The organism is Legionella nagasakiensis (assembly GCF_900639915.1).
Taxonomy (GTDB): Bacteria; Pseudomonadota; Gammaproteobacteria; order Legionellales; family Legionellaceae; genus Legionella_A; species Legionella_A nagasakiensis.
Genome location: NZ_CAAAID010000007.1, coordinates 84,725 through 110,162 on the forward strand (window position 1 = coordinate 84,725; position 25,438 = coordinate 110,162).

A 25,438-nucleotide genomic window follows, 5' to 3' on the forward strand; every position below is an offset into this window, starting at 1 on the left:
TAATGGGCGCATATAATCAGGATATGGCTTTGGCAACAAAATGAGGGTTTTCAAATCCTTTTTTCCCATAATAAAGCGGTGTGCCATCAAGTTGTTCTACGCTTCCGCCTGCAGCGGCTAAGACCGCATGGCCTGCGGCCGTATCCCATTCCATGGTGCGGCCCAGTCTTGGGTAGAGGTGGGCTGTTCCCTCGGCAATTTTGCAGAATTTTAATGAAGAGCCTGTTGCAATAAACCGTGCTATTTTTTTGTTTGCTAAATACGCATCCATTGCGGCCGGCGCGCCATGAGAGCGGCTTCCTACCACATATAATCCTTCTTTTGTGGTTTTGAGAACAGTAATGGGTTTTTTGTGACCAGCGCTATCCATTTTAAACGCCCCCTTTCCTTTCAGTCCTGCATACAAGGTATGCAATGCGGGTGCGCAGACAACGCCCATGACGGGTTGGGTTGCTTCAATCAAGGCAATATTAATGGTGAATTCGCCATTACGATTAATGAATTCTTTTGTGCCATCCAGCGGATCCACGAGCCAGAATTGATGGGGATTTTGTCCTTCTATGGATTCTAGATTTGCGCTTTCTTCAGAGATAATGGGCATTTCCGGAGTTAAGGCATGCAGCTTTGTGACGATGATTTCATGGGAGGCAAGATCGGCCTGAGTTAAAGGACTGCCATCTGATTTGATAGAATAATCAATATTATTTTGATAGATGTCCAATACTGCATCTGATGCTTCCCAGGCAATATCAATCAGTTTATTAAGCAATGCTTCCGTTGTTTGGATGGTCAATGGACTATCTTCCTTTTAAAAGAATTTTGATTTCAGCAATTCCAGCACTTGGCTTGCCGCCTCTAATGGTGTGAGGTTTACTGTATCGATGGTTAAATCAGGCGACTCAGGGATTTCATAACGGCTGCCTATGCCGGTGAAGTTTTTGATTTTTCCTGCTTTTGCTTTTTTATATAGGCCCTTAACGTCACGAGCTTCGGCTACCTCAAGAGGAGCATCAACGAATATTTCCAAGAATTGATCATCGCCAATTAAATGCCGTGCCATGTTGCGCTCGGCGGCAAAAGGAGAAATGAATGAAACCAAGGTAATGAGGCCTGCTTCACTCATCAATTTGGCAACTTCAGCAATACGGCGAATATTCTCAGCACGATCTGTTTCGGTAAATCCCAAATCACGGTTAAGGCCATGGCGGATATTATCACCGTCCAGCAGCATGGTATGTTTTCCCAGAGCATTTAACTGATGCTCTACAAGGTTGGCTATGGTGGATTTCCCAGCACCAGACAATCCGGTAAACCAGAGTACTAAGGGCGTTTGGTGCTTGATGGCGGAGCGCATGCTTTTATCCACCAATAAATTCTGCTGATGGACATTGGTTGAGCGGCGCAGGGCAAAATGAATTAAACCAGCAGCAACGGTGGCATTGGTCATTCTGTCAATCAAAATAAAACCGCCTAATTCGTGGTTATGCTCATAAGGTTCAAACGCAATTGGTCTATCCAAGGCAATGTCGCAACAACCAATTTCATTTAATGCCAATTCTTTTGCAGCTAAATGTTCCATGGTATTAACGTCAATGCGAAATTTGGGTTTACTGGGGGTACAGAGTGCTGTTGCCGCCCCTGTTTTTAAAAGATACTGACGACCGGCAACCATGGGTTGCTCATCCAACCACAATAGCTTTGTTTCAAATTGGTCTGCTACTTCGCAAGGGTCAATGGCGGCCACTAAGACATCACCACGAGAAACGTCGATTTCTTCTGTGAGCGTCACGGTAATCGATTGTCCGCAAATGGCTTTATCTAAATCACCATCGTAAGTCACAATGCGGGCAATTTTTGTTTCTTTTCCGCTGGGTAAAAGCTTAATTCGATCGCCAGGGCAAACTGTGCCGGATGCGATGCGGCCGGTAAACCCACGAAAATCCAGATTTGGTCGATTAACCCATTGCACGGCCATGCGAAAAGGCAAGCTTTCACGAGCGCGTTCAATGACGACTTCTTCCAAATATTGCATTAACGTGGAGCCTTGGTACCATGGAGTATGTGCCGAGCGAGCGACAATATTGTCGCCTTTGAGTGCTGAAACTGGTATGGCTTGAATGGTGGTCATTCCTAGTGTTTGGGCAAATGCCTCGTATTCTGTTGTGATTTGTTGATAAATGGTTTCATCATAATGAACCAAGTCCATTTTATTGATGGCTAAAATGACATGTTTGACGCCTAGCATGGAAACAATGAAACTATGACGACGAGTTTGGGTGAGTACCCCTTTGCGTGCATCAATCATCATCACGGCTAATTCCGCGGTAGAAGCGCCTGTTGCCATATTGCGAGTATATTGCTCATGTCCTGGCGTATCAGCCACGATGAATTTACGCTTGTCCGTGGAGAAAAAACGGTATGCTACGTCGATGGTAATCCCTTGTTCGCGTTCAGAAGCAAGTCCATCAACCAGAAGGGCAAAATCCAGACCATCTTCTGTGGAGCCAAATTTTTTACTGTCAGTCGCTAACGCAGCAAGTTGGTCATCGTAAATCATATGAGATTCATAAAGCAGCCGACCAATCAGCGTTGATTTGCCGTCATCCACCGAGCCGCAAGTGATGAAGCGCAGCAGGCTTTTGTTTTCATGGGCGTTGAGATAGGCTGTGAAATCGTTGCCTATAAAAGGATGTGCTTGCATTTAAAAATAGCCCTCCTGCTTCTTTTTCTCCATAGAGGCGGCACCATCGTGGTCAATGACCCTTCCTTGACGTTCCGACGTTGTGCTTAATAGCATTTCTTCAATAATAGCCGGTAATGTATCGGCTTTGGATTCAATGGCACCCGTTAAGGGATAGCAACCCAAGGTGCGAAATCGTACGTGTCGCCATTGCGGCTGCTCACCTTCTGCCAGAGGCAATCGTTCATCATCCACCATGATCAATGCGCCATCACGCTCCACAACAGGGCGCAGCGCGCTGTAGTAAAGAGGCACAATGTCAATTTTTTCTTGATGAATGTATTGCCAGATATCCAGCTCTGTCCAGTTCGACAGTGGAAATACACGCAGGCTTTCACCTGGTTGTTTGCGGGTGTTGTATAAACTCCATAATTCCGGGCGTTGGTTTTTAGGATCCCAGCGATGGTTTTTATTGCGAAATGAAAAAATGCGCTCCTTGGCACGTGATTTTTCTTCGTCACGACGGGCACCACCAAACGCTGCATCAAATTGGTATTTGTCCAGTGCTTGTTTTAAGGCGGCTGTTTTCATGACATCGGTATGAATGGCAGAACCATGTGTGAAAGGATTAATGCCAGTTTTTATTCCTTCTTCATTAACATGGATAAGCAAGTCGAGCCCGTATTTGGCAACTGTTTGGTCGCGAAATGCAATCATGTCACGAAATTTCCAGGTTGTATCCACATGCAATAAAGGAAAAGGTGGTTTGGCCGGATAAAACGCTTTTAAGGCCAAATGCAGCATGACAGAGCTGTCTTTACCAATGGAATAAAGCATAACCGGATTATCCGTTTCGGCCACAACCTCACGCATGATATGGATACTTTCCGCCTCAAGGTGCTTTAGGTGACTTAACTTCATGTAATCACTCCTTTTAGAGCTTGTTAACAAGCTCTAAGAACTTCCTAATTCTCATTAGTTGGGTTTTAAACTGATTGATAAATAATATGCGCATGGACGGACAGGATTTTTAGTATCGTATTTTGTTGCATAAATTAGCAGCCGTAAAATGAAATGTAAACAGACGTTGCTATAAATGTCTTTTTTTAAAAGAATTGTTTGTCATTTATACTAACCGTATACATCTCGCATTTTCGGTTATGACGAGTATAATCATTGGCAATTTAGTTAATTGAGTTACCTGATGGATGAACCAAAGAGCAAATCGCAAAAAAAACGAGAGGCAGACGTTTTACAGAAGGTCGGCGTTAAGTTGATAGCATTAAGTTTTGCAAAGCTTAATGCTTTGCCGCTAACAGCGGAGTTACGACAAGCGATTATTGATGCGAAATCCGTACATGGTCATGGTGCAATCAGGCGGCAGGCTCAATTGATTGGGAAATTAATGCGTGCTGCCGATGGTGAGGCAATTCTTGCTGCTTATGGGCAATTGCTGGCTGAAGAAAGTGCGCAAACGACAGCATTTCATCAGGTGGAATACTGGCGCGGACGGTTAATTCAGGAAGGCCGCGATGCATTAACGGAATTTATTGATCTTTATCCGTCTGTTGATGCTCAGCAGCTTCGCCAATTAATCAAAAAAGCGATGGAAGAGCAGAAAAATGAACAGCGTACAGGTGCTGGTAAAGCACTGTTTCGATATCTGAGGTCTTGTCTTTTATGAAGTATTCGTTGTTTGTTAATTGTCCAAAAGGTTTGGAATATCTTTTGGAAGAAGAGCTCAAAATGCTAGGGTTACATGTGACTCGTGTTAGTCCCCAGGGGGTGTATGGTGAAGCAACCCTGTCCATCATTTATCATCTTTGCCTGTGGTCGCGGTTGGCTAATCGTGTGCAACTGATTTTATTCTCAGGCCAAGCGCATAATGAACAAACGCTTTATAAACTTTGTCATCAATTTCCCTGGCAAACGGTATTTTCAGCTGATAAAACATTTGCCGTTGAGTTTCATGGCTCTTCAGAACAGATTCGCAATTCCATGTATGGTGCGCAAGTTGTGAAGGATGCGATTGTCGATCATTTTCGCCAGTTGCAAGGAGTTCGTCCTTCCATTGCACGGGATAATCCACAAATTCTTCTGCATGCGCATTTAAAGTATGAAACATTGACGGTCAGTTTCGATTTGGTGGGTTATAGTTTGCATCTTCGTGGTTATCGGGCTCAAGCGGGAGTCGCGCCTTTAAAAGAAAATGTAGCAGCCGCTGTATTAATGCGTGCCAAATGGTCACAATTGGCCGCTTCTGGTTTCGCTTTACACGACCCTTTTTGTGGCTCGGGAACACTCGTGATTGAAGCCGCGATGATGGCAGCTCATATTGCTCCAGGGTTGTTGCGTCATGATCAATCCTTACAGCATTGGGTAGCGCACCAGCCTTCTTTATGGGAAAAAATAAGAGCCCAAGCCTTACAGCAAGTTAAGCCCATTAAAATAACATTACGAGGAACGGATGCTAACGCGAAGTTGATTGCTATGGCATGTACAAATGCTGAGCGTGCGGGTGTTGCTCCTTTGGTGGCGTTTGAGGCTATGGCACTCACTGACTGTAAGGCCAATGTAGAAAAAGGCTTGGTGATTTGTAACCCCCCTTACGGGGAACGCTTGGGGGATGCCACGCAGTTAATCTCTTTATATCAGCAGCTAGGGAGTACACTCCATGCGCATTATCAGGGATGGCAAGCCGCGTTTCTGACTTCTAACCCTATGCTTGCCAAGGCTACGGGATTGCGGGCAGCTAAGCAATACACCATATATAATGGTGCTTTAGAATGTAAATTGTATTGCGTTGATTTAACCAATAATCAATTAAAGGGGGCAGCTGGCGGACAATTATCTTCGGCTGCACAAATGTTTGCGAATCGGTTGCAAAAGAATTTCAATCATCTGCAGAAATGGGCGAAGCGTAAGCAAATCAGTTGCTATCGTGTTTATGATGCTGATTTGCCAGAATATGCTTATGCAATCGATATTTATGATGGTTATGCGGTTTTGCAAGAATATGCTGCTCCAGCGACGATTTCGATTCATAAGGCAGAGCAGCGAAGTCTTGATGTGCTGCAGGTAGTACCGCAGGTACTGGGTATTGCTTCAGAGCATTTAATGATCAAACAACGCCGCCAGCAAAAAGGAAAGAATCAATATCAAAAATTAAATAAAAGCCAGCGTACAATGGTTGTTCAAGAAGGAAAAACCAGGCTTAAAGTCAATTTATACGATTACCTGGACACGGGTTTGTTTTTGGACCATCGCCTGTTGCGTTTAAGTTTTGCTCAATTATCCCCAGGCACCCGTTTTCTTAATTGTTTTTGTTACACGGCAGCTGCTAGTGTCCATGCAGCTGTTGCTGGAGCGTTAACGACGAATGTGGATATGTCCAATACTTATTTGCGTTGGGCCGAAGATAATTTTAAATTAAATCACCTTGATTTAGCGAAACATCAGTTTATTCAGGAAGATTGTATTCATTGGTTGAAGGTAGCGCGCGATCGTTTTGATGTTATTTTCCTTGACCCCCCTAGCTTTTCCAATTCAAAGCGGATGATGACCACGTTGGATGTACAGCGAGATCATGCTTCTCTCATTGCCGCTGCGATGCGTTTACTCAAGGATGAAGGTATTCTATATTTTTCTACAAATCTCAAACGATTTAAATTATCGCCAATCACCACTGCGCAATATGAGGTGGAGGATATTACTGCCGACACGCTTGATGTTGATTTTAAGCGTAACAAACGCATCCATCAGTGTTATAGAATTAAGAAGAAATAATGCGATCAGGATGAACCCTCCCAATCTTTTTGCCTTGATCTTGAGGTTTTTCGTTCTGGCGATAAAAAAATGCAGCCGCACTATCAGCAAAACCTGAATAAAAATTTTACTTAATATTGGCTATTAGTTAAAATAATTGCTCATTAAAAGATCTTAGTGATTACGATATGGGCCCCATTGACTTCGATACTCTTCCTGGACAGAGTGTATTGCATAAATTATTACACTATTTTAAAGCGTGCGCGGATTTAAAAAAAGGATTTCATATTATTGTGCCTGAGGTTCTGCCGGCGGAAACGCAACGAGGAGAAACTTGCAAACTGAAGGCCCTCGCTGACTCAATGCAGCATGCGGCTTATAAAGCTCACGCCACTCGTCCCCCGTTATATAAAGACAGAAGATATGTTGGTCCTTCACTACGTCAATTGGCAAAAATCCATGGCTCAGCCGTTGGCGAAGTGTATTCGCTGGAGATGTTATTGGCTATTTGCCATGATGCGGGTTTTTCTGCGACGACTTATGCCCCATTTAACGAAGATGAATACATCTTGCAAGTTTCTCAACTGGTCGATAAAAATCTTGCACCGGTTGTTTTTTATGATTTGGATAAGACGCCTGGAGAGCGATATGGTTTCCCGCGTATAGGCGATGGTTCTAATGAGCATGGAGCTACGGTAGTTGCTTATTATAAGACACAGTATGATGAAACCCGTTTTATCGTTACCATGTGGGGGCGGTATTATGATTTTGACGGAATGGAGCTTGCCCTGTCTGCTTGCCATTCGTTGGTAGAGCGTCGAACTCCTGAAACATTTGTAAAATGCATGGATACCCTGATGGGTAAGACCTGTTGGATATTAAATAAGAATAGATTTCATCCGGCTTATTTAAGAACAGCCCATGAAATGAAGCCATCCGATACTCCATTAAAGGGCAAGATATTGGTTGTCACTGGCCCCCAGCCAACGCTTGCCGCAAGCGACAGCCGCTTTTTTCCTGCTGGGGGTGAAGCAGCTAAACCGGCGACAGATGCGTATAATTCTGAGCCAGGAGAAGGCATAATGTTTTCTTAGTTTACCTCGGGTGTGATTTAAAGTGCGGTTTTTTTAGTGTCTCGTCATTTGATACGTGCCACTGCAGGATCCCTTGTTGGCTCGGGATGACGGGGTGGGGAGTTACAAGAATCGTTTTTATTGTGCAAAAATTAAATATGTTTACTGGACTTATGTTTCATCATGCCAATCTAAAAAAGAGCTATACTAATAATAATCATTGATTGGTATGAGGATTTTTCAATGCCTAGCCGTAGTGAAAAGGACATTGCTTTGGACGTGATTGAAAATATACGTCGTAAACTTGAACCCAGGGCAACCGCATGAGTGATCAAAAAATACCATCTAATACTTTTTGTGCGTATTCTGGTTGCAGCGCGGCCTTGTAACGCTTAGCTTTGATACCCTTTTTACAGGTTTTTTCATTACGAACTCACCTTACGCATTAATTCATATTAACGGGTCATGTTTTTTAGTTCCTTCATAGCAATTTGATTGGCCCTGACAATCAGTTTGTATTTAATGGCAAAGTGATTCATTTTTGTTTTAAATTTTAAAAACTCTAATTTGCAGTAGGCGATTATGGCGGCAAAGACATGGTTGCATTGGGTTGTGACAGTCTTTGTTGGTGATTTTGCAAGGCTTGCATTTTGCTTAACCGACTTATGATACTCTTCAATTCGCCACCGTTTCTGGTAAACTTCATAAAGACGTTCGGCACTGCTGGTCATGTCATTAGAAACAAGATAGAGAACGCCTGTAGAGTCATTTTCGTTTTTGAAAATTTTCTTCAATAGCCTGACTGGGAAGTTGAGTCCCTTAAGCCAGACTGTGTAGACTACATCTTCGTCAAGTTCTAAGTCTCTGACTTTTGTGTACCGTCCGTTGTTGGCATCGTTTTCGGATAAAGCTAAGGTTCGGTTAGATTTAATCCCGATTATAAACGATTTTTGAAGGTCATTATGGACGTAAGTCATATTGGCCTTCGAGCCAAACCAGTTATCTGCAAGTATATGTTCAAAAAGCACCTTGTTTTTAACTGCCTGCTCAATCAAGCTACGAAACAATTGATTTTTGGTGACAGATGATTTTCGGTGTGTTTTCTTGGTCTGGATATCGCAATAAGCAATATCTTTTTTGATAATTTCGTAGCCGATGGGGACGCTGAAATCATCATAACGCACCATGCAGGTTAGAATATTGATCCCTTTAACCACATCACCTTTGGCATGAGAATAATGCCAGGCATTTACTTCATTTTCATCAGTAAAGGGCTTTTCCTCTATCGAATCATCTAAAAGCAATACGCCAACAGTGCACTCATGTTCTCTAACTGGTTTTTTAACATAATTCCATAGTGATTTTGAACCAAACTCATTAAGCCGTAAAAATCGTGTCACTTTGTCATGAGTAACATCGCCTTCCAGCATCTCTGATAGCCCCGTTGCTGTTGCGTGTTTGTTTTGGCAAATCAAATAATCCGTATAAATATCAAGCATATCCATTTCGTTTACTCCATAAAATCAAGGAGACGATTTTAAGGATTTCTAACTCTCAAGCAATCTTTAGTGCGTAAGGTGAGTCATAAATACGATAATCAATGGGAACTGATTCTTGGCTATCCAAGCCATGCCAAAGCATATTAATTAACCCAATGCCCGCAATAACATCGTGCGCATTTCCCGAGTATTGATAGTTAACAAGATCTATTTTTTGACTACGTGTTTTGGATAAAACAGTATCATCGGCGATCAACAAGCATGGTTCTGATGAGCGTACATATTGCTTTGCAATTTCCCATATTTTTCTTGGCCTAAAATTCTTGTCCGCTAACCAACGACTAATACTGTCATGAGATAAGGCTATTGGGCTTACTTCTGATAAGGCAAGACCAGAATAACGCATACTGCTTGCTTGTAAAGAAGCTTTATATAATTCCTTCGTACATCTGTGTCGGGATATCCTTGACCATTTTTACATCAGTTAATTATGCAGCATAGTTTAATGCATTTTTAGCTAAGTGCGAAACTCGTGATAATCTTAAAGCCATTCGTTCGCATGGTTGGATTTGGGTAACAACGTTAAGAAAAAATCGTATTGTTAATCGAAATGTTCGTTTGGAAACACTGGAAATTCCCGAAGAAGGACTTTCAATTCATTTACGTGGATATGGTTGGGTTTTTGTATTCAAGTTTGTGGCAAAAAACGGCCGCATTGATTACGTAACCACAAACATGGAAAACCCAACACGTGAGCAAGTAAAACACATCATCGATGCTCGTTGGTCGGTTGAGGTCTATCATCGCGAAATAAAACAAACATGTGGAATAGAGCGTTGCCAGGCCCGCACCGGTCGGGCGCAGAGAAATCATATATGCCTTGCCATTGCCGCTTGGTTTGAACAACATAAGCTACGCATCGCTCAAAAAATTACGCTGTATCAACAAAATTGGAATGTAATTAAAAATGCAATTCACGAACAGATCAAAAGGTTGATGCTTCAGACCATTTAAATTAAGTGCGAAACTCGTGACCATGTTCTGTTACGCCAATGATGACCAAGAGGCATAATCTGTCATCCATACGAACATTGCTGTAAATTCCATCAACCCAGAAATAAACGTAGCATTTTTGGCTTAGGTCTTGATGTTGCCACTGAGCATGTTCGTCAAGCCACTGGGCCTTTAATCTTGAAACCGTATTGGCTGAAAGTCCTTTGGCATTTTTGCCGAGTAACGAACAAAGGGCCTCTGAGTAATCACCAGTTGATATGCCTTTCAAATAAAGCCAAGGTATCAGTTCTTCAATGCTTCTACTGCGTTTCAGGTACGGTGGCAACAGTGTCGAACTAAACTTAATTCCCGAACTACTGCGATCTCTGACTTTAGGCAACTGGACCTCTACATCACCAATACCTGTTTGGATCATTCGTTTCGGTAAGTAACCATTGCGAACCACTGCTTGACGGCCATCTGGTAACGTATGATCTTTATATTCAGATAACATGCTTGCTAGTTCAGCCTCAACAGCTTGTTTAATTAAATCTCGCGCGCCAGATCTCAATAAATCAGTCAATGGAACGCTAGACTGTGCATCTGGTGTGGGTACAGCATTAATAGTAGAATCATTCACGGCGTATCTCCTTTGTTGGTTTTGTTCATGCCAGAACTTCCAACAGGGTACGCCACCTAATTTAATTTGTCATACACCAGAAATCACCATAACTCACTCCTTCTCCAACCTAGTCATGCTTTCCGATCACGGTGCTAATTTTACCATAACCTTGATATTTCTCTAATGGTTGCAATCAATGAAGGAAAATATACCGGTTCATCCACAAAGTTATCCACAGGATGGCTGTTTTTTTTTGATATGACTTGGGTTTTTATTCATTATAATCATATAGTTAATATATTATTATTGCTTAATAATGCGGACGTATCCAATGTTATCTACAAGGTGTCTTTTTACTTGGCAATGTGTTTCGTAGTATGTTCAAAAGGGATGAAGTAGCTTAAGGTGGGGAGATTGCAACTGTGGATTAACTCGCATTGGGTATTTTTTCTGTTAAAATGATTTAAGTTCGTCCTGACTTTCTAATAACCGAATTGATGATTCATGAATGACATTATAGAGCGCAAGCCGCTAACTGAATTTACTGAAAAAGCTTATCTTGATTATTCCATGTACGTCATTTTGGATCGTGCATTGCCGCATATTGCCGATGGTTTTAAACCGGTGCAGCGCCGAATTGTTTATGCCATGTCAGAACTTGGGCTTAAAGCCTCTGCCAAGTATAAGAAATCAGCAAGAACGGTGGGGGATGTTTTGGGTAAGTTTCATCCTCACGGTGATTTGGCTTGCTACGAAGCTATGGTTTTAATGGCGCAGCCTTTTTCTTACCGATATCCTCTGGTTGATGGTCAAGGAAACTGGGGATCTGCGGACGATCCTAAGTCATTTGCTGCCATGCGTTATACAGAGGCGCGTTTGTCACCTTATGCTGATATTTTATTGTCCGAACTGCAGCAAGGAACGGTAGACTGGGTTGATAATTTTGATGCGACACTTCAGGAACCTGCCTTGCTTCCTGCGAGGTTACCAAATGTTTTGTTAAATGGTGCGACGGGAATTGCCGTTGGCATGTCATCAGACATCCTGCCTCATAATTTAAAGGAAGTAGCCGACGCGTGTGTTCATTTGCTTGATGAGCCAGCCGCTGGTTTAAGTGAGATTCTTAAACTCATTAAGGCACCAGACTTTCCAACAAAGGCTGAGATTATTACTTCGAAAGAAGCAATTCGTACTTTGTATGCGACTGGTAATGGTTCAATAAAGCTGCGTGCTGTCTATGAGGTCGAGAAACATCACATTGTTATTACTGCCCTGCCTTATCAAGTGTCTGGTGCCAAGATTGTTGAACAAATTGCCGCTCAAATGCAGCAAAAAAAATTGCCAATGGTTGAGGACATACGCGATGAATCGGATCATGAGCACCCTACACGTCTTGTGATTATTCCTCGTTCAAATCGTGTGGATACAGAAGGATTGATGTCGCATTTATTCGCAACGACGGATCTCGAACGTAGTTATCGGGTGAATTTCAATATGATTGGCTTGGACGGAAAACCACGAGTGAAAAGTTTGCTTGATGTGTTGCAAGAGTGGCTTACGTTCCGTTTGGGGACTGTTAAAAAACGTTTGCAACACCGCCTTGATAAGGTACTGGATCGTTTGCACGTATTGCAGGGACTACTCATTGCCTTTTTAAATATTGACGAAGTGATTGCCATTATTCGTGAAGCAGAAGAGCCCAAACAGGCGTTAATGACCCGTTTTGCCTTGACCGAGCGTCAAGCGGAAGCAATCCTTGAAACAAAGTTACGGCATTTAGCGAAATTAGAGGAAATCAAACTGCGTGCAGAGCTTGATGAATTAAGTGCAGAAAGAGATTATTTGCAGCAAGTGCTGGCAGAAGAACAACGGCTTAAAACGCTAGTGAAAGAAGAAATCATTGCAGATCGCGACCGTTTTGGAGACGAACGACGTTCGCCGCTTGTTGTGCGACAAGAATCACAAGCTTTAAAAGAAGAAGATATCCTTCCCAATGAACCTATTACGGTCGTACTGTCGCAAAAGGGTTGGGTACGTGCGGCGAAAGGTTATGACATTAATGGACGCGATTTAACGTATAAAGCTGGTGATGAATTTAAGACGCAAGCCAATGCACGTACCAATCAGCAAGTCGTGTTTTTTGATACGGAAGGCAAAGTATATTCTTTGCCTGGCCATGCCTTGCCCTCAGCCCGCGGTCAAGGTGAACCACTAACAGGAAAACTGAATCCGGCTGAAGGCATGTTATTTGAGGCGCTAATCAGTGGCGAACCAGAAGATTGGGTTTTGTTAGCAAGTGATGCGGGATATGGTTTTCTGACCCAGATCAAAGAATTATACGTCAAAAGCCGTAATGGAAAAACTTGTCTTAAATTGCCAGAACATAGTAAGGTGCTTGCTCCGCGTCTTTTAGCGGATAAGGAATCTGCGCAAGTTGCTTGTGCGACGAATACGGGGCGGTTGCTTTTATTTCCTGCTCATGAACTACCGGTTTTGGCTCGAGGAAAAGGGAATAAACTAATGAGTATTCCCGCAGCCAAATTATTGCAGCGTGAAGAGTTTCTTATGGATATTCAGCTTCTTTCTCCAAACGATGTCTTGACTATTTTTGCTGGGAAACGCCATTTTACTTTAAAAGAGGCAGATTTGGCACATTATCAAGGCGAGCGAGGGCGGCGAGGTAAATTATTGCCACGAGGATTGCAAAACGTTACAGCCTTGGAAAAAGGTTCTAAAAAATAATCTCCCTAACTCCTCTTTAGTAAAGGGGAGAATTATATGAATTGAACAAAAACATAGGACGAATCGTATTTATTCAGTGTCTGGCGAAGGCGTGTCTGTTGTTAGTTGATTTATTTTGTTTTCGAGAGAACTGATAAATTGGGTCAGCTGTTGCCGGCGTTCTTCTTGTTTTGCCTGTGAGGTAATACACTCATGGCTGATATGTAATGCTGCGAGTAAAAGGGTTTGATAATCATCAAGCTGTTTAAATTTCTTTTTTTGTTCTAGCATATGGGCGTTGAGTTTAAGTGCTGCCTGTCTTAGGTTGTCTGCTTCATCTTCAGGGCATTTGATCTCATAGGGCTTGTTTAATAAGCGAATCGTACAAGATTTTGTTTTTGTCATAGTAAGCTCTTTAGTATGTCACAGCACTGCTCAAATGGTAGCAATTTTGGTTTGCGCGAGCAAATCGGGTATTATTATTCATTTGAATTAAGAGCTTTATTATGACCAGCCGTGATACGTCGCTTCGCTTACCTGATTATCAGACTTTTATTGATTCAATTGCCATGCTTTCATTGTCCCTCTCCGGGAGTGAGTTACATGGCATTATGTGTGGTTATCTGTGTGCAGGTGCTATAGGCAGAGGAGAGGCGTATTTACGAGCTCTGATAATGAATCAAAATGATGCACAGAAACGGATGGCGATGTTGGCTTTATTTGATGCGTATGCGGCAAGCCAACAACAAATTACTGGCTTTGATTTTGAATTTCAATTGATGCTTCCGGATGATCATGAGTCGTTAATCGATCGTGCTCGCGCGTTCAGTGAGTGGTGTGAAGGATTTACCCAAGGACTGGCGATGGCAGGCGTTGATTTAAACCAACTCCAGGAAGAAGATGCTCAGGAAGCAGCTCTCCATTTAAAGGAGTTTGCTCAATTGGATTATGAGTCCTTACAAGTTAATGAAGAAGACGAACGAGCGTTAATGGAGGTCAGTGAATACGCTCGTATGGCGGTATTAAGAATCTATAATGATTTACAACATCAGGGATTGGATGAGGATGCTTCAAGAACGACGCATTAAGGATAGTCATGATTACGAAAAAAGAATATCAGGCGCGAAGACACACGCTTGCGATGAAATTACCTATCGATTCTCTTGCCATCATTCCTGCTGCTAATGAATTAGTGCGTAATGGTGACGCTCATTATCGTTTTCGGCAAGATAGTGATTTTTATTATCTGACTGGTTTTAATGAGCCAGATGCTTTGTTGTGCATTACCAGTGGAAAGAACAGCGAAAGCATTTTATTCAACCGCCCAAGAGATCCCATGCAGGAACAGTGGACGGGAAGACGCTTGGGCCAAGAAGATGCGCGTGAGGTATTAGGTATTAGTGCTGCATACCCTTTGTCTCATGTAGAAAAACATTTGCCAAAATTATTGGCTAATCGTCAGGCTGTTTATTACCCAATGGGTCGATATACATTTTGGGAGCGTTGTATCCGCCAAGCATGGAATGAAGTTAAGAGTCAGGCTCGCAGGGGTATAAAAGCCCCGGAAGCGTTTTGTGATATAGCACCTGTTTTAAGTGAAATGCGTCTCATCAAAAGTGAAGCAGAAATAGGGTTGATGCGCAAAGCTGCTGCTATTTCTGTCGCAGCTCACCAACGCGCTATGCAAATTTGCCGACAAGCCCATTACGAATACCATCTGGAGGCGGAGTTATTGCATGAGTTTACCCGCCAAGGCTGTCGTAGTGTGGCCTATGACCCAATTGTTGCTGGAGGAGATAATGCCTGCATTCTTCATTACACTGACAATAATAAACCACTGGTTGAGGGTGCGTTGGTTTTAATCGATGCAGGTGGGGAGTATGAAAATTATGCGGCGGATATTACTCGAACTTTTCCAATCAATGGCCGATTCAGTGCAGAGCAGCGTCAAATTTATGAGCTGGTCTTAAGTGCACAAAAAGCAGGCATTGCATGCATTCGCCCCGGTTGCTTATGGCATGAAGTACAGGAAATGATTGTACGGATATTAACTTCCGGATTGGTTGATTTAGGATTGTTGCATGGTTCTGTAGATGATTTGATTGTAAATGAGGCTTACAAGCCATTTTATATGCATCATTCTGGTCATTGGCTGGGGTTAGATGTCCATGACAGTGGTTCCTACAAAGTTTCGGGTCAATGGCGGCCTTTGGAGGAGGGAATGGTGTTGACTGTCGAACCAGGTTTATACATTCATGGCGATATACCAAACATTGATCCGCGTTGGCAAGGGATTGGGGTACGCATTGAGGATGATATTAAGGTAAGTGCCGATGGCTATGAAAATCTGACCGGTGAGCTGGCGGTGGAAATTAATGATGTTGAGGCATTAGTACGTGACTGAGCAGCAAGTTGATATTCTTATCATTGGTGGCGGTTTAACAGGCGCAACGTTAATGCTTGCATTGGCGAATGCGGGTCATCGTGTGTTGCTTATAGAGGCACAGCCTTTTGCGGATAAGACAAAAATTGATTTTGATGCACGTACTTTGGCCTTATCGCCAGCCAGTGTGCGAATTTTAAAAATGCTTAATGTATGGTCTGAGCTTGCAGATGAGGCGACAGCCATTACGACCATTCATGTTTCAGAAAAGCAGCGATTTGGCACGGCGAAATTACAGGCGGACAAAAAGAATCCACTTGGCTATGTCGTTGAAATGCAACATATTCATGGCGCTATGCATAAGCGCCTTGATGCACAAAAAATCATAGCTCCAGCCAAACTTATGGCGCTTGATATGCAAACTGGTACCGCAACGATTCAAGATGATCAGGGAATCTTAACGTTGCGGGCAACATTAATTGTAGCCGCGGATGGTGCAGATTCTTACGTACGTCAATTATGTGGTTTAAGTGCTCAAATAAAAGATTATCATCAACATGCAGTGATCGCTAATATTGGTTTGACTCGTTCCCATCGACACTGGGCCTATGAACGTTTTATTTCATCAGGCCCCATGGCATTGCTGCCTATGACGGGTTTGCGTGCTTCTTTGGTATGGTCATTACCGCCGAAAGAAGCCGAGCGCATGATGGTGATGAACGAAGCCCATTTTTTGAAGGCGTTGCAAGAAGCATTTGGTTATCGGCTCGGACGTTTTGTGAGAGTTGGACGACGGGCTTTATACCCATTACGACAAGTCATTATGGTTCAGCAAGCATTTTGGCCTGTGGTGTTTGTCGGCAATGCAGCGCATACATTGCACCCTGTTGCAGGACAAGGATTTAATCTGGGCTTGCGTGATGTGGCTTTATTGGCACAATGCATCATTCAGCATGGATTAAATCCAGAGATGCTACGGCAATATCAACAGTTACGTCGCCATGATCAAATGGCAATTACACGTTTTACCGATTCATTGGTTGAATTGTTTGGTTGTAAGATACCTGGTATAGGGGCAGCACGAAGCGCGGGCTTAATCGCTTTGGATAATAATCGTTTGTTAAAAAAAATATTTGCTCGATATACCTGCGGTTTTGCTGGTTTTATTCCTGATCTGGCTTGTGGTATACCATTGCAGATGCCTGGTTCGCCATTATAAAAGGAGCACCGATGCGTGAGATTTTTGATGTTGTGGTGATTGGTGGCGGGGTAGTTGGCTTAACCGCTGCCATTGCCATGAGTCAACGCAATTATCATGTTGCGGTGATTGACACAGGCTCTTTGACGATGGATAAGATGCCTGTTGATTCGCGAGTCTATGCCATCAATCAGGCGTCTCAATCTTTATTACAGGCACTTGATGTTTGGCTGCAAATGAATGAGTCACGTATTTCGCCCTATCGTCATATGCATGTTTGGGATGCAGGAAGTGGCGCATATATTGATTTTGATGCGCGGATTGTTGGTGCCGACCAGCTAGGGGTTATTGTTGAAGAAACAATTATCAAACAGGCATTACTGCAACGGGCGTCGCAACTGGGAATAACATTATTCCCGCAAAGCTGCATCAGCAATATTAAGGTGGATGCTGAAAAAGTACAAATCAGTGGCGCTAGCACCTGGCATGCCAAGCTGTTAGTCGTTGCTGATGGTGCTGCATCAGCAACTCGTCAGTTGCTGGGAGTTGCCATGACGAATTGGCCTTACCATCAGCATGCAGTCGTTGGTACTGTGCGCGTTGAAAAACCTCATCAAGCGACTGCATATCAAGTGTTTAATTCAGATGGACCATTGGCCTTTTTGCCCTTACATGATCCTTACCAATGCTCTATTGTTTGGTCAACGACGCCTGCTCGGGCAGCTTTATTAAGCGCCATGACAGATGATGAATTTAATCGTAAACTGACTGAAGCCTTTGCTGCAACATTGGGACTGAGTCAAATTATAAGCAAGCGCCGTCAGTTTCCTTTACACATGCGTCATGCAAAACAATATCATGGCGTACGTTGGTTGTTAATGGGAGATGCTGCTCATACCATTCATCCATTAGCAGGACTTGGCCTTAATGTAGGTTTGGCGGATGTCTCTGCTTGGCTTGACATTCTCGATGAGGCCGGCTCATCGGTGTGGTCTGAGAAGATGTTAGCTGCTTATCAACGCCAGCGTAAGCATAGTGTATGGCAAATCATTGTTATGATGGAGACACTAAAAGCTTTATTTGCAAATCCTTTACCGCCTGTCAAACGTTTGCGTGGTTTAGGGTTAAATGTCTGTAATACGATGCCGGCACTAAAAAGATTTTTTATTGAGCAAGCTGCTGGACAAGTTTTTTGATTGACCAAATTTAATACATTTGCTATTCTTGCGCCTCATCGATTTTTAAAACGTGAGGCATTTATGAAGTTATCCCGATTGTCTTTTCTAGCTTTATGTATTAGTGGCAGTGTATTTGCTCAGGATATTGAGATTGTTGGCAATGTAAAACAATCCGTTTCACTTCCCAGTCAGCACAGTCGTTCTTTACTTCAAGTCGAATCAGATATTCAGCCTGCCGTAAAACAGATTACCTTATTAAAATTGCAGTTATCCGATAAGGCACAACAGACCTTTCGCAATCGAGCAAAGCTTGCAGCCAATAAAAATGCTGGCTTAATGTTTTCAGCAAAATTACCCAGACAGGTTCAGCTGGGAATGAATAATGTGCCGGTATTGGATCAAGGCAGCCATGGAACTTGTGCAACATTTGCGAATACTGCCGCGGTTGATGCGGCTCTGGATAAAGGGGATTACATCAGTCAATTATGCCAGTTGCAATTAGGTCGTTATTTTGAAAATAATGCCTATGGTCCTAGTGGTTGGGGTGGCTCTCTTGGACCTATCGTATTGCATCAGATGGAAATATTTGGTGTTGTAAATAAGGCACAACAGAAATCTTATGGTTGTGGTGGCTTCACCGATTATCCTTCTTATGGAGCAGATCCTGATACAGAAATGTCTTTACCAGAGTATCACCAAATCAGTGAAAACATCTCTCAAGAAGGCTTTGGCTGGTCGCCAATGCTGGATATTTATCAAGCTGTTTTAAGAGAGACAGACACTTCCAGAATTTTAAATGATATTAAATCAGCGTTGCATGATGGGGAACGTGTGACGTTTGGTGTGCTGTTGGTTGATTTGCATTTAGGGGTTGTTGGCGCTGTAGGTAAACATCATGCTGGTAACGACACTTGGGTGTTAACCCCTGAAATCGTTCGCGATCTTGAAGATGATGTTGAGTTTGCCGGCCATGAAATGATTATTACTGGTTATGACGATAATGCCGTTGCAATCGATGAGCATGGTCGTGAACATCGTGGTTTATTAACATTGCGCAATTCATGGGGGAAAGGCATAGGAGATAAAGGAGATTTTTATATGTCTTATGATTATTTCAAAGGACTGGTCATAGAAGCCCAACGCATTCGAGATTTACGCGGATAATTATCAACAACCATTCCTCCCTTTTGTAAAGGGAGGAAGTTTGAATTGAGGCAATCGTGCTGAAGATTCAATTCAGACAACGTTGAATCAATATTAATCGGCAAACTGTTGTTTGCTGAATGCAATTCTTGCGGTAACCGATTCTTTTTCTTTAAGTGTTGCAACATGTGCTTCAATCATGCGATAGCGATGAAGCGCGCCTTCGCGGTTGGCTATTTGAATATTAAGGCCGGGCCGTGCATTCAGTTCCAACATCAATGGACCGTGCTCTTTATCGAGAACGATGTCAACACCTAAATAACCTAAGCCAGTTAATTCGTAAGCGCTGGCAGCAATTTTCAGTATTTTATCCCAATGAGGAATAGGGATGTTATTGATGGAGTTTAATGTGTCCGGGTGATAATCCACAGTGTCATTATGAAATACACCACCAAATGTGATACCGGTAGCCAAGTTAATGCCCGTACCAATTGCCCCTTGATGCAGATTTGCTTTTCCGCCTGACTGACGCGTTGGCAAGCGTAGCATGGCGATAGCAGGATAGCCTAATAAGGTGATGACTCGAATGTCTGGAACACCTTCATAACTGACTTCAGCAAAAACTGGATCAACAATAACACGATGTTCAATAATAGCGTAGTCCGGATGACCTCCCAGACTGTAGGCGCCAGAAAGCAGGCATGAAAGGTGATAACTTAACTCTTGTGAGGTTAGTAATTTGCCATTAATTTGGCGATAACGACCAAGGACGCGATTGACGATAACAAGGATTCCGTCTCCACCAGCGCCTCGCGCCGGTTTAATAACAAAATCTGAATAAGGTTCTAGTAATTTATCCAATGTTTTGATTTGATGTTCTGTCTCAATAACTTGATAAAGCGGAGGAACGGAGATATTTGCTTGCAGTGCTAATTGTTTAGTCTTTAGTTTGTCATCCACTAAAGGATAAAATTTACGCTGGTTATAGCGCAATACAAAGTCGCTGTTGCGCTGATTAATGCTTAAGACACCGCGTTCACGCAAGCGACGATAAAGTTTCCACATTATTTTAGTCCTGCCAGTGCTTTAAAACGAAATAGCTCAAACACTCTATAGCCACGATATTGGCCACACCATAGGACAAGTGCCAGTAATAACAATAGTAATTCGGGAAAGGCAAAAATAAGATATTGCAAAGGCGCATAATTCATGGCCCAGAAACAGATAACTGCCGCTATCATACTGCCAACCCCCGATTTGATTGCTTCATAGGCACCGCGCTCATCCCAGATAATACACATGCGCTCAATGGTCATGGTCAGAATCACCATGGGAAAGAGAGCTACCGATAAGCCACTATCAAATCCTAGATTTTGACTTAATATGCTGATGAAGAGCATCATAAGAATTACAACGGTTAAAATGGCGGTTAGTCGTGGAACAAGCAGCAGGCGTAACTGATCCAGGTAAAAGCGCGCTAATAGTCCAAAGGAAACAATCAGAGTAAATAAAGTAAGCCCCCAGATGACATGCGTTTCACGAAAAGCAAGAGCAATTAATACGGGCATAAAGGTACCGAATGTACTTAATCCTATGAAATTACGCAGAATAAGAATTATAAAAGCACCAATCGGCACTGTAAGCAGTATTTTATAGGTTTCCTGGGCGTTCACCGGAAGTTGCAGTAAGGAGAATCTTAGTAATTCAGACTCAGTTTGTAATCCCCGTGCTTTGGCGATAGTAAGCGCATTTATTGGAGTCAGTGATACCGTGACGGTAAACTGAGGTTTTTTTCCGCCAGAAACTTGAAACATGGTTTCATGACCATATTGCCATACAAGAAAATTCTTAGGCAAACCCGCTTCTCCTGTGCGAGGATTAATATAGATCCAGTCTTTTTCATTAAAAACAGCAAGGTACAGGATAAACTCTGCCTTGTTTTGATGACTTAATAAGAGTCCTTGCACCGGCATAGCATAAATTTTAGCCTGATTTAACACGGTAATTGCAGCCGCTGTGATGTTCTCATCATTGAATTCATTACCAACTAATAATTTCGCATTTCCATCTTTTTTGTTGAGTTCTTTTATGGCACTTTGCGCAAAAGTCTGAATATCGGCAGAGGATTGTCTCGCCTTGTCAATCATTGTATCCACGGCCGTTTTCTGATTTTCAGGTAATGATTCGGTTTTGAGCAATGTCGCGGTTGGTTTCGCCAAATGACTTTCCATGCTTCCTGTCTCGCGTAGAACGGCACGATAATAAAGCGATTGAGGACCGCTTCCACGCCTAAGCGACCAAACAACTCGCCGGTTGTAACCACTTAAATTGGTCGTGACACCATAATTTTGCGAGATAAAATATTCATCTAGAATGGTGAAATTGAGAGGCATATAAGGAATAGTAAAGCTTGCTTTAACAGGCCTGTTTTTTTCAGCAACAAAACGCAGATTAGCTTCAACCATCCAACTATTAACGGTTTCTGTTTCCATCAATGGAACGTCAAGTACAAAATGACGATAAAGAAAAACACTTATACCTGTTAAAAATAATAGAATAATCAATCCATAAAGATGGCGTTTATTGAAATTCATTCTGCATCCATATTTTGGGCTTTTATCGTGTATTTCAAACTAGGGTCGATGATGCCATTGAATGCAATGATCGCTTCCCTACCTAACAAAAGAGGATAAGTAAAGTGTTTACGATTTGTTAGATTGACGCGAATGACCCGTTCCTTATTGGCAATTTTAATTTTCATTAATACAACTGGACGTTTAATGGTTTGCCGTAGCAGTGGATCTGCTTGTCTTTCACCGGTGCGTGCTTTGATGTGGACATCGCCGGCATACTCGCATTTGAATAGTATATCTCCTTCCTTGCTTGGCACAAAAAATCTTAAATAAGGTTTCCCATCCACGTCGATTTTACTGATGTGTGTTGCATTTAAGGACGCTGATTTTGCACCAGTATCAAGTTTTGCCGATAGCGTTAGATTTTCGCTAACCAGAGTGGCCTTTTCAATATAACCATAAACAATTTTTTCATTGCTCGCCATAACGTGCCCAATTAACAATATCCAGAAAAAAAAAATAAGTACTGACAACCGCATTTGGCCTCCTAAAAAATATTGAAAACTCAACAGGCCATAATCCTAGCAGGTTTGTATTCCCGGTCACAGTATTCAAGCTCATTCCAGGGCGATGTTTAAGCTATTTTTAGCAAATTTGTTAACTTATCCTTGCTTTTACTTCAGGAAAAACTTTTTATTTTTAATATTCTCATGTGATATAATTGTCGATGGGCCAAATGTTTTTGTAACAATTTAAATCATTTTGAAGGTATACTTGTCATTTAGTATATGACAGGGTACAATTTGCACCATCTTGGCCCCTTCCAACGATCCACATGACGAAAGTGCATGAGTCGACCACATTTATAAGGGAAATGGATAGTCCTGGCAAGACTACGATGCCTCTGAAGAGGTCGAATGCTCGAAGTCGTTCGTATGCTGAAAAATTACATGAAGCAGGATACATCTACGCTCTATATGGTGCTTTGGATGGTCTAAGTCTCTCTTATAGCATGATTAAATATGGTTTTGATCTGCTTTGTGTCAATGGCGGTGCCAACTCTTCTGATTTAATGCATGACTGGATGATGACACCAGGCGGTGCAGCAGCCGCTGCTGCGGAAGCTGTGACGTTAGTTGGTTTTTCCCTCCTCGCGAATGTTTTTAATGAGAACGATAAAAATGCATTTAAGCGTTACGTTGCAACGCTTTGGCCGTATTTTCGCGATACCTTGAAAGGGTTAAAGAACGCCTACAAAGGGATCCGAAGTACGATGATGGTAGCAAGTGTTTTTGCCGGCCAGGATCTGAACTACATGATTCTTCCCCTCGGCATAGGGCTTGGTGTCCTCTCAGTTTTTAACCGCATTTGGTACCGGCGGATGAAAGATCGCCGCAAAGCAATGATGAAGGAGAATGCAAAACTCTTTGAAGACATTCAGGCGACGGTCAATCCAGATGAACAAGCCTGTGCTGAATTTAGAAAAAGAATTGGCAGACAGACGGACGCTGAAAAATTTAAAGGATTACTTTCTCAAGCATACAGTGGAATAATAGACGGCATGTATCTTTACATGGGCGTGCTGGGATTAACCGCGTTAGCACCACCGGTTTTTATAGCAATGTCTATTTTTTGCGTCGTTTTTACATTGACTTGTATTATTACTCGCGTTTATGAGGAATATGATTATCAGCGCAAATTAGTGGCAAGTCAGGCTAAGATTGAACTGGCTATCTGCGGTAAAGAGTTGGAGGTATTATTTGGCCGTTTGCAGAAAATGTCTGACCCGCGTCTTGCTCCTTTAGATGAGGATTTGCAAAGTTATCAAAAGGAACTGTTCCAAGCTCTGGAAAGTAAGATAAAGGAGTTTGAGGAAAAACGAGGCTTCTTACATTCCCAGGTAACCTTATCGTATACGTCGGCAATGCTTGAGGGACTAAGAAATGGTTTAGCTGCCTATGGTGCTATTGCAAGCATTATGTTTGCTGTTGCTACCATATGTACTTTATCTTTAGCTCCTTTTCCTCCTGCGTTATTAATTGTCGGAGTATTTGCTGGACTGGCGTGCCTGATTGGATTTGTAGCACATTCATTGCACACGGCCTATATGCATCGCTGTCAGCAGGAAGTGCAGGAAAACAAGCCGAAGCCACCTGAAAAATTATCTGAATTATTAAAACGGGTTAAAGCACATAAAAAAGAAGCAAGCGACTTGCAGCCTATTGAGGTGGAAGAAGCCATTTTGGGCGGTATGGTGGTTGATCCCTCTCCCCAATTTTTCTTTCAAGAATGGTTTGAAGTCATTCGTTCATTTTTCTCTGGGGTATCTAAAGGACAGAAATCCGTAGATTATACTTTAAACGCTTGGCAAGAAGCTGATGAGCAAGGACACTATCACGAGAGCTCACTGATGTTGGGCCTAACGGTTGTAAGTGCCACTGTGTATTCAGTCGCATTGGCGCTTAGAGCTCATGCTCGCGGATTCGGTCGCCCAGACATTGGTGGTCGCACTACACCGCCATTGAAAAAGAACGTTGGGAAAGAGGAGCCTTTACAACCGTCTCCCATGGAGGCTAGGGACTCTGACCTAGAATTTCCAGGAGAGAGGCGGACTGGAAATCGTGATGAGTCGATGCGGGTTGCTCCTCCACCTCCTCTTGAACGTCCCGCCTCAACCCCTCCGATGTCTCCTTCTGGCCGATGGCCTCGTTTCTTTCACCCCCCCTCTCTTCCTCGCCCAGCCAGTACAAATGATTTAGCCAAACTTCCTCAGCCTACTCCTAGGCCTTATTCTGGTATAGCTCCGGATTTAATGTAGGGTCATTATACATTTTAAACTGATGATAAACTCTAAATGTTCTTGTTTTATTAATGATTTCTGTAAAAAACTCTGTTAAACAAGTTTGTAATTGCAGTTTCTGCTCTTTAATGACGGCTAATTTAGTTAAACAGGCTTGTCGGTGTGTTTTTTCTACATCCATGCGTTTTGTTTGAAGCGCCATATGATAGGCTTTTAAGGTCAGGATGGATAATCGGTCGATCATCATTCCTGGTGTTTCGGAGTGTACAGGACAACTTACTGGTGGAGATGGTTGTAATTGATTAAATAACCATTCATCGATTGCTTCCATGCGATTGTTACGTTGTTGATTGCAGTGATCAATCTCTCGTTTGGCACGATAAACAAATTCAAACCCCATATCATCTCGTCGTGCGCGATCCTCTGCGTGCCAAAGTTGATAATTAAAAGCATGATTTTCTTCTACAAGTCTTAAAAAACCTTCTTGAGTTAATTGAAGGTCATTTTTTTTCCACTTGTTAATGCAATTCTGTTGTATGGTTGTAATTTGCGGCACTAAATTTAAAATGTGCATAACATTCCTATTAATTAATACATGACATAGTTTGCAAATCATTTTAACAAGATGATGATTTTTATTGAAATAAAATATGTAAATCCGACACGGATTATTAGTTGTTCCTTTTGAGGAAAAGGGTCGTCTTTGGCAAAATTAAAAAAATCAGCGTAGTACGTGTCATGTAACCTCCTAATTATTTAAGCGTTATCACTTAAACAATATTGCCAAGCTTTTATTCATGCTAAGCTGTA

19 protein-coding genes and 3 pseudogenes are annotated in these 25,438 nt (G+C 42.5%); 11 read left to right on the forward strand and 11 right to left on the reverse strand.

Translation table 11 applies throughout. The features are described from left to right. Window positions 1-16: 16 nt before the first annotated feature. The 3 genes from cysQ to cysD are packed head-to-tail and all read right to left on the reverse strand — an operon-like array spanning window position 17 to window position 3,631. Entirely contained in the window at window positions 17-793 is a 777-nt protein-coding gene (gene cysQ / locus E1O52_RS07585) for a 3'(2'),5'-bisphosphate nucleotidase CysQ (RefSeq protein WP_133128110.1), read from the reverse strand. A gap of 15 nt (window positions 794-808) precedes the next feature. Continuing rightward, window positions 809-2,701 carry a sulfate adenylyltransferase subunit CysN gene (gene cysN, locus E1O52_RS07590; protein WP_133128111.1) on the reverse strand — a complete coding sequence of 631 codons (1,893 nt, stop codon included), beginning with the start codon at window positions 2,699-2,701 and terminating at the stop codon, window positions 809-811. Further along, window positions 2,702-3,631, reverse strand: a complete 930-nt coding sequence (gene cysD / locus E1O52_RS07595; protein ID WP_278043942.1) for a sulfate adenylyltransferase subunit CysD — start codon at window positions 3,629-3,631, stop codon at window positions 2,702-2,704. A gap of 253 nt (window positions 3,632-3,884) precedes the next feature. Between cysD and yjgA the strand changes: the two genes are divergently transcribed. From yjgA to E1O52_RS07610, 3 genes are all read left to right on the forward strand, one after another. Then, window positions 3,885-4,364 (forward strand): ribosome biogenesis factor YjgA, encoded by a 480-nt coding sequence (gene yjgA, locus E1O52_RS07600; RefSeq protein WP_133128113.1) that lies wholly within the window; start codon window positions 3,885-3,887, stop codon window positions 4,362-4,364. Further along, the gene (gene rlmKL, locus E1O52_RS07605) at window positions 4,361-6,466 is read left to right on the forward strand and encodes a bifunctional 23S rRNA (guanine(2069)-N(7))-methyltransferase RlmK/23S rRNA (guanine(2445)-N(2))-methyltransferase RlmL (RefSeq protein WP_133128114.1); all 2,106 of its coding nucleotides are present in this window, start codon (window positions 4,361-4,363) and stop codon (window positions 6,464-6,466) included. Before yjgA ends, rlmKL begins: the two co-directional genes overlap by 4 nt. Window positions 6,467-6,633: 167 nt before the next feature. Then, complete coding sequence (locus E1O52_RS07610; RefSeq protein ID WP_133128115.1) at window positions 6,634-7,539, forward strand: hypothetical protein; 906 nt, start codon at window positions 6,634-6,636, stop codon at window positions 7,537-7,539. Window positions 7,540-7,973: 434 nt separating this feature from the next. Here the strand turns inward: E1O52_RS07610 and E1O52_RS07615 are convergent, their stop codons facing one another. Then, complete coding sequence (locus E1O52_RS07615; protein WP_133128116.1) at window positions 7,974-9,023, reverse strand: IS701 family transposase; 1,050 nt, start codon at window positions 9,021-9,023, stop codon at window positions 7,974-7,976. Between the two features lie 76 nt (window positions 9,024-9,099). Beyond that, window positions 9,100-9,480 (reverse strand): annotated as a pseudogene (locus E1O52_RS07620) (IS701 family transposase); the annotation flags it as partial. Window positions 9,481-9,551: 71 nt separating this feature from the next. Between E1O52_RS07620 and E1O52_RS07625 the strand changes: the two are divergent. Further along, window positions 9,552-10,031, forward strand: a pseudogene (locus E1O52_RS07625) (transposase); the annotation flags it as partial. Between the two features lie 13 nt (window positions 10,032-10,044). On the opposite strand, the pseudogene E1O52_RS07630 reads toward E1O52_RS07625, so the two are convergent. After that, window positions 10,045-10,650, reverse strand: a pseudogene (locus E1O52_RS07630) (transposase); the annotation flags it as partial. A gap of 486 nt (window positions 10,651-11,136) precedes the next feature. Between E1O52_RS07630 and parC the strand changes: the two are divergent. Beyond that, window positions 11,137-13,374 carry a DNA topoisomerase IV subunit A gene (parC, locus tag E1O52_RS07635; RefSeq protein WP_133128117.1) on the forward strand — a complete coding sequence of 746 codons (2,238 nt, stop codon included), beginning with the start codon at window positions 11,137-11,139 and terminating at the stop codon, window positions 13,372-13,374. A gap of 69 nt (window positions 13,375-13,443) precedes the next feature. On the opposite strand, the gene E1O52_RS07640 is transcribed toward parC, so the two are convergent. Continuing rightward, on the reverse strand, window positions 13,444-13,758 hold the full coding sequence (locus E1O52_RS07640) for a cell division protein ZapA (RefSeq protein WP_133128118.1): 315 nt from the start codon (window positions 13,756-13,758) through the stop codon (window positions 13,444-13,446). A 101-nt stretch (window positions 13,759-13,859) separates the two neighbouring features. On the opposite strand from E1O52_RS07640, the gene E1O52_RS07645 reads away from it, so the two are divergent. The 5 genes from E1O52_RS07645 to E1O52_RS07665 all read left to right on the forward strand — a co-directional run bounded on the left by E1O52_RS07645 (window position 13,860) and on the right by E1O52_RS07665 (window position 19,276). Then, complete coding sequence (locus E1O52_RS07645) at window positions 13,860-14,441, forward strand: UPF0149 family protein (protein WP_133128119.1); 582 nt, start codon at window positions 13,860-13,862, stop codon at window positions 14,439-14,441. An 8-nt stretch (window positions 14,442-14,449) separates the two neighbouring features. Continuing rightward, the gene (gene pepP / locus E1O52_RS07650) at window positions 14,450-15,757 is read left to right on the forward strand and encodes a Xaa-Pro aminopeptidase (protein WP_133128120.1); all 1,308 of its coding nucleotides are present in this window, start codon (window positions 14,450-14,452) and stop codon (window positions 15,755-15,757) included. After that, entirely contained in the window at window positions 15,750-16,955 is a 1,206-nt protein-coding gene (gene ubiH, locus E1O52_RS07655; protein ID WP_133128121.1) for a 2-octaprenyl-6-methoxyphenyl hydroxylase, read from the forward strand. The genes pepP and ubiH overlap by 8 nt, the downstream gene beginning before the upstream one ends. An 11-nt stretch (window positions 16,956-16,966) precedes the next feature. Beyond that, window positions 16,967-18,130: an FAD-dependent monooxygenase gene (locus tag E1O52_RS07660; protein WP_133128122.1), complete on the forward strand. Its 1,164-nt coding sequence runs from the start codon at window positions 16,967-16,969 to the stop codon at window positions 18,128-18,130. Window positions 18,131-18,193: 63 nt separating this feature from the next. Beyond that, a complete protein-coding gene (locus E1O52_RS07665; protein WP_133128123.1) occupies window positions 18,194-19,276 on the forward strand; it encodes a C1 family peptidase in 1,083 nt (360 codons plus the stop codon). Between the two features lie 93 nt (window positions 19,277-19,369). On the opposite strand, the gene E1O52_RS07670 is transcribed toward E1O52_RS07665, so the two are convergent. From E1O52_RS07670 to E1O52_RS07680, 3 genes are read right to left on the reverse strand one after another with little or no spacing between them, the layout of a single operon-like run. Further along, on the reverse strand, window positions 19,370-20,320 hold the full coding sequence (locus E1O52_RS07670; RefSeq protein ID WP_133128124.1) for an alpha-L-glutamate ligase-like protein: 951 nt from the start codon (window positions 20,318-20,320) through the stop codon (window positions 19,370-19,372). Next, window positions 20,320-21,849, reverse strand: coding sequence for an inactive transglutaminase family protein (locus E1O52_RS07675; protein ID WP_133128125.1), 1,530 nt, complete (start codon window positions 21,847-21,849; stop codon window positions 20,320-20,322). The genes E1O52_RS07670 and E1O52_RS07675 overlap by 1 nt, the downstream gene beginning before the upstream one ends. Next, window positions 21,846-22,367: an ATP-dependent zinc protease family protein gene (locus E1O52_RS07680; RefSeq protein WP_165474742.1), complete on the reverse strand. Its 522-nt coding sequence runs from the start codon at window positions 22,365-22,367 to the stop codon at window positions 21,846-21,848. The genes E1O52_RS07675 and E1O52_RS07680 overlap by 4 nt, the downstream gene beginning before the upstream one ends. A 296-nt stretch (window positions 22,368-22,663) precedes the next feature. Between E1O52_RS07680 and E1O52_RS07685 the strand changes: the two genes are divergently transcribed. Further along, window positions 22,664-24,646, forward strand: coding sequence for a hypothetical protein (locus tag E1O52_RS07685; protein WP_133128126.1), 1,983 nt, complete (start codon window positions 22,664-22,666; stop codon window positions 24,644-24,646). Here E1O52_RS07685 and E1O52_RS07690 read toward each other — a convergent pair. After that, window positions 24,609-25,202, reverse strand: coding sequence for a DUF4254 domain-containing protein (locus E1O52_RS07690; RefSeq protein ID WP_133128127.1), 594 nt, complete (start codon window positions 25,200-25,202; stop codon window positions 24,609-24,611). The genes E1O52_RS07685 and E1O52_RS07690 overlap by 38 nt on opposite strands. Window positions 25,203-25,438 lie beyond the last annotated feature (236 nt).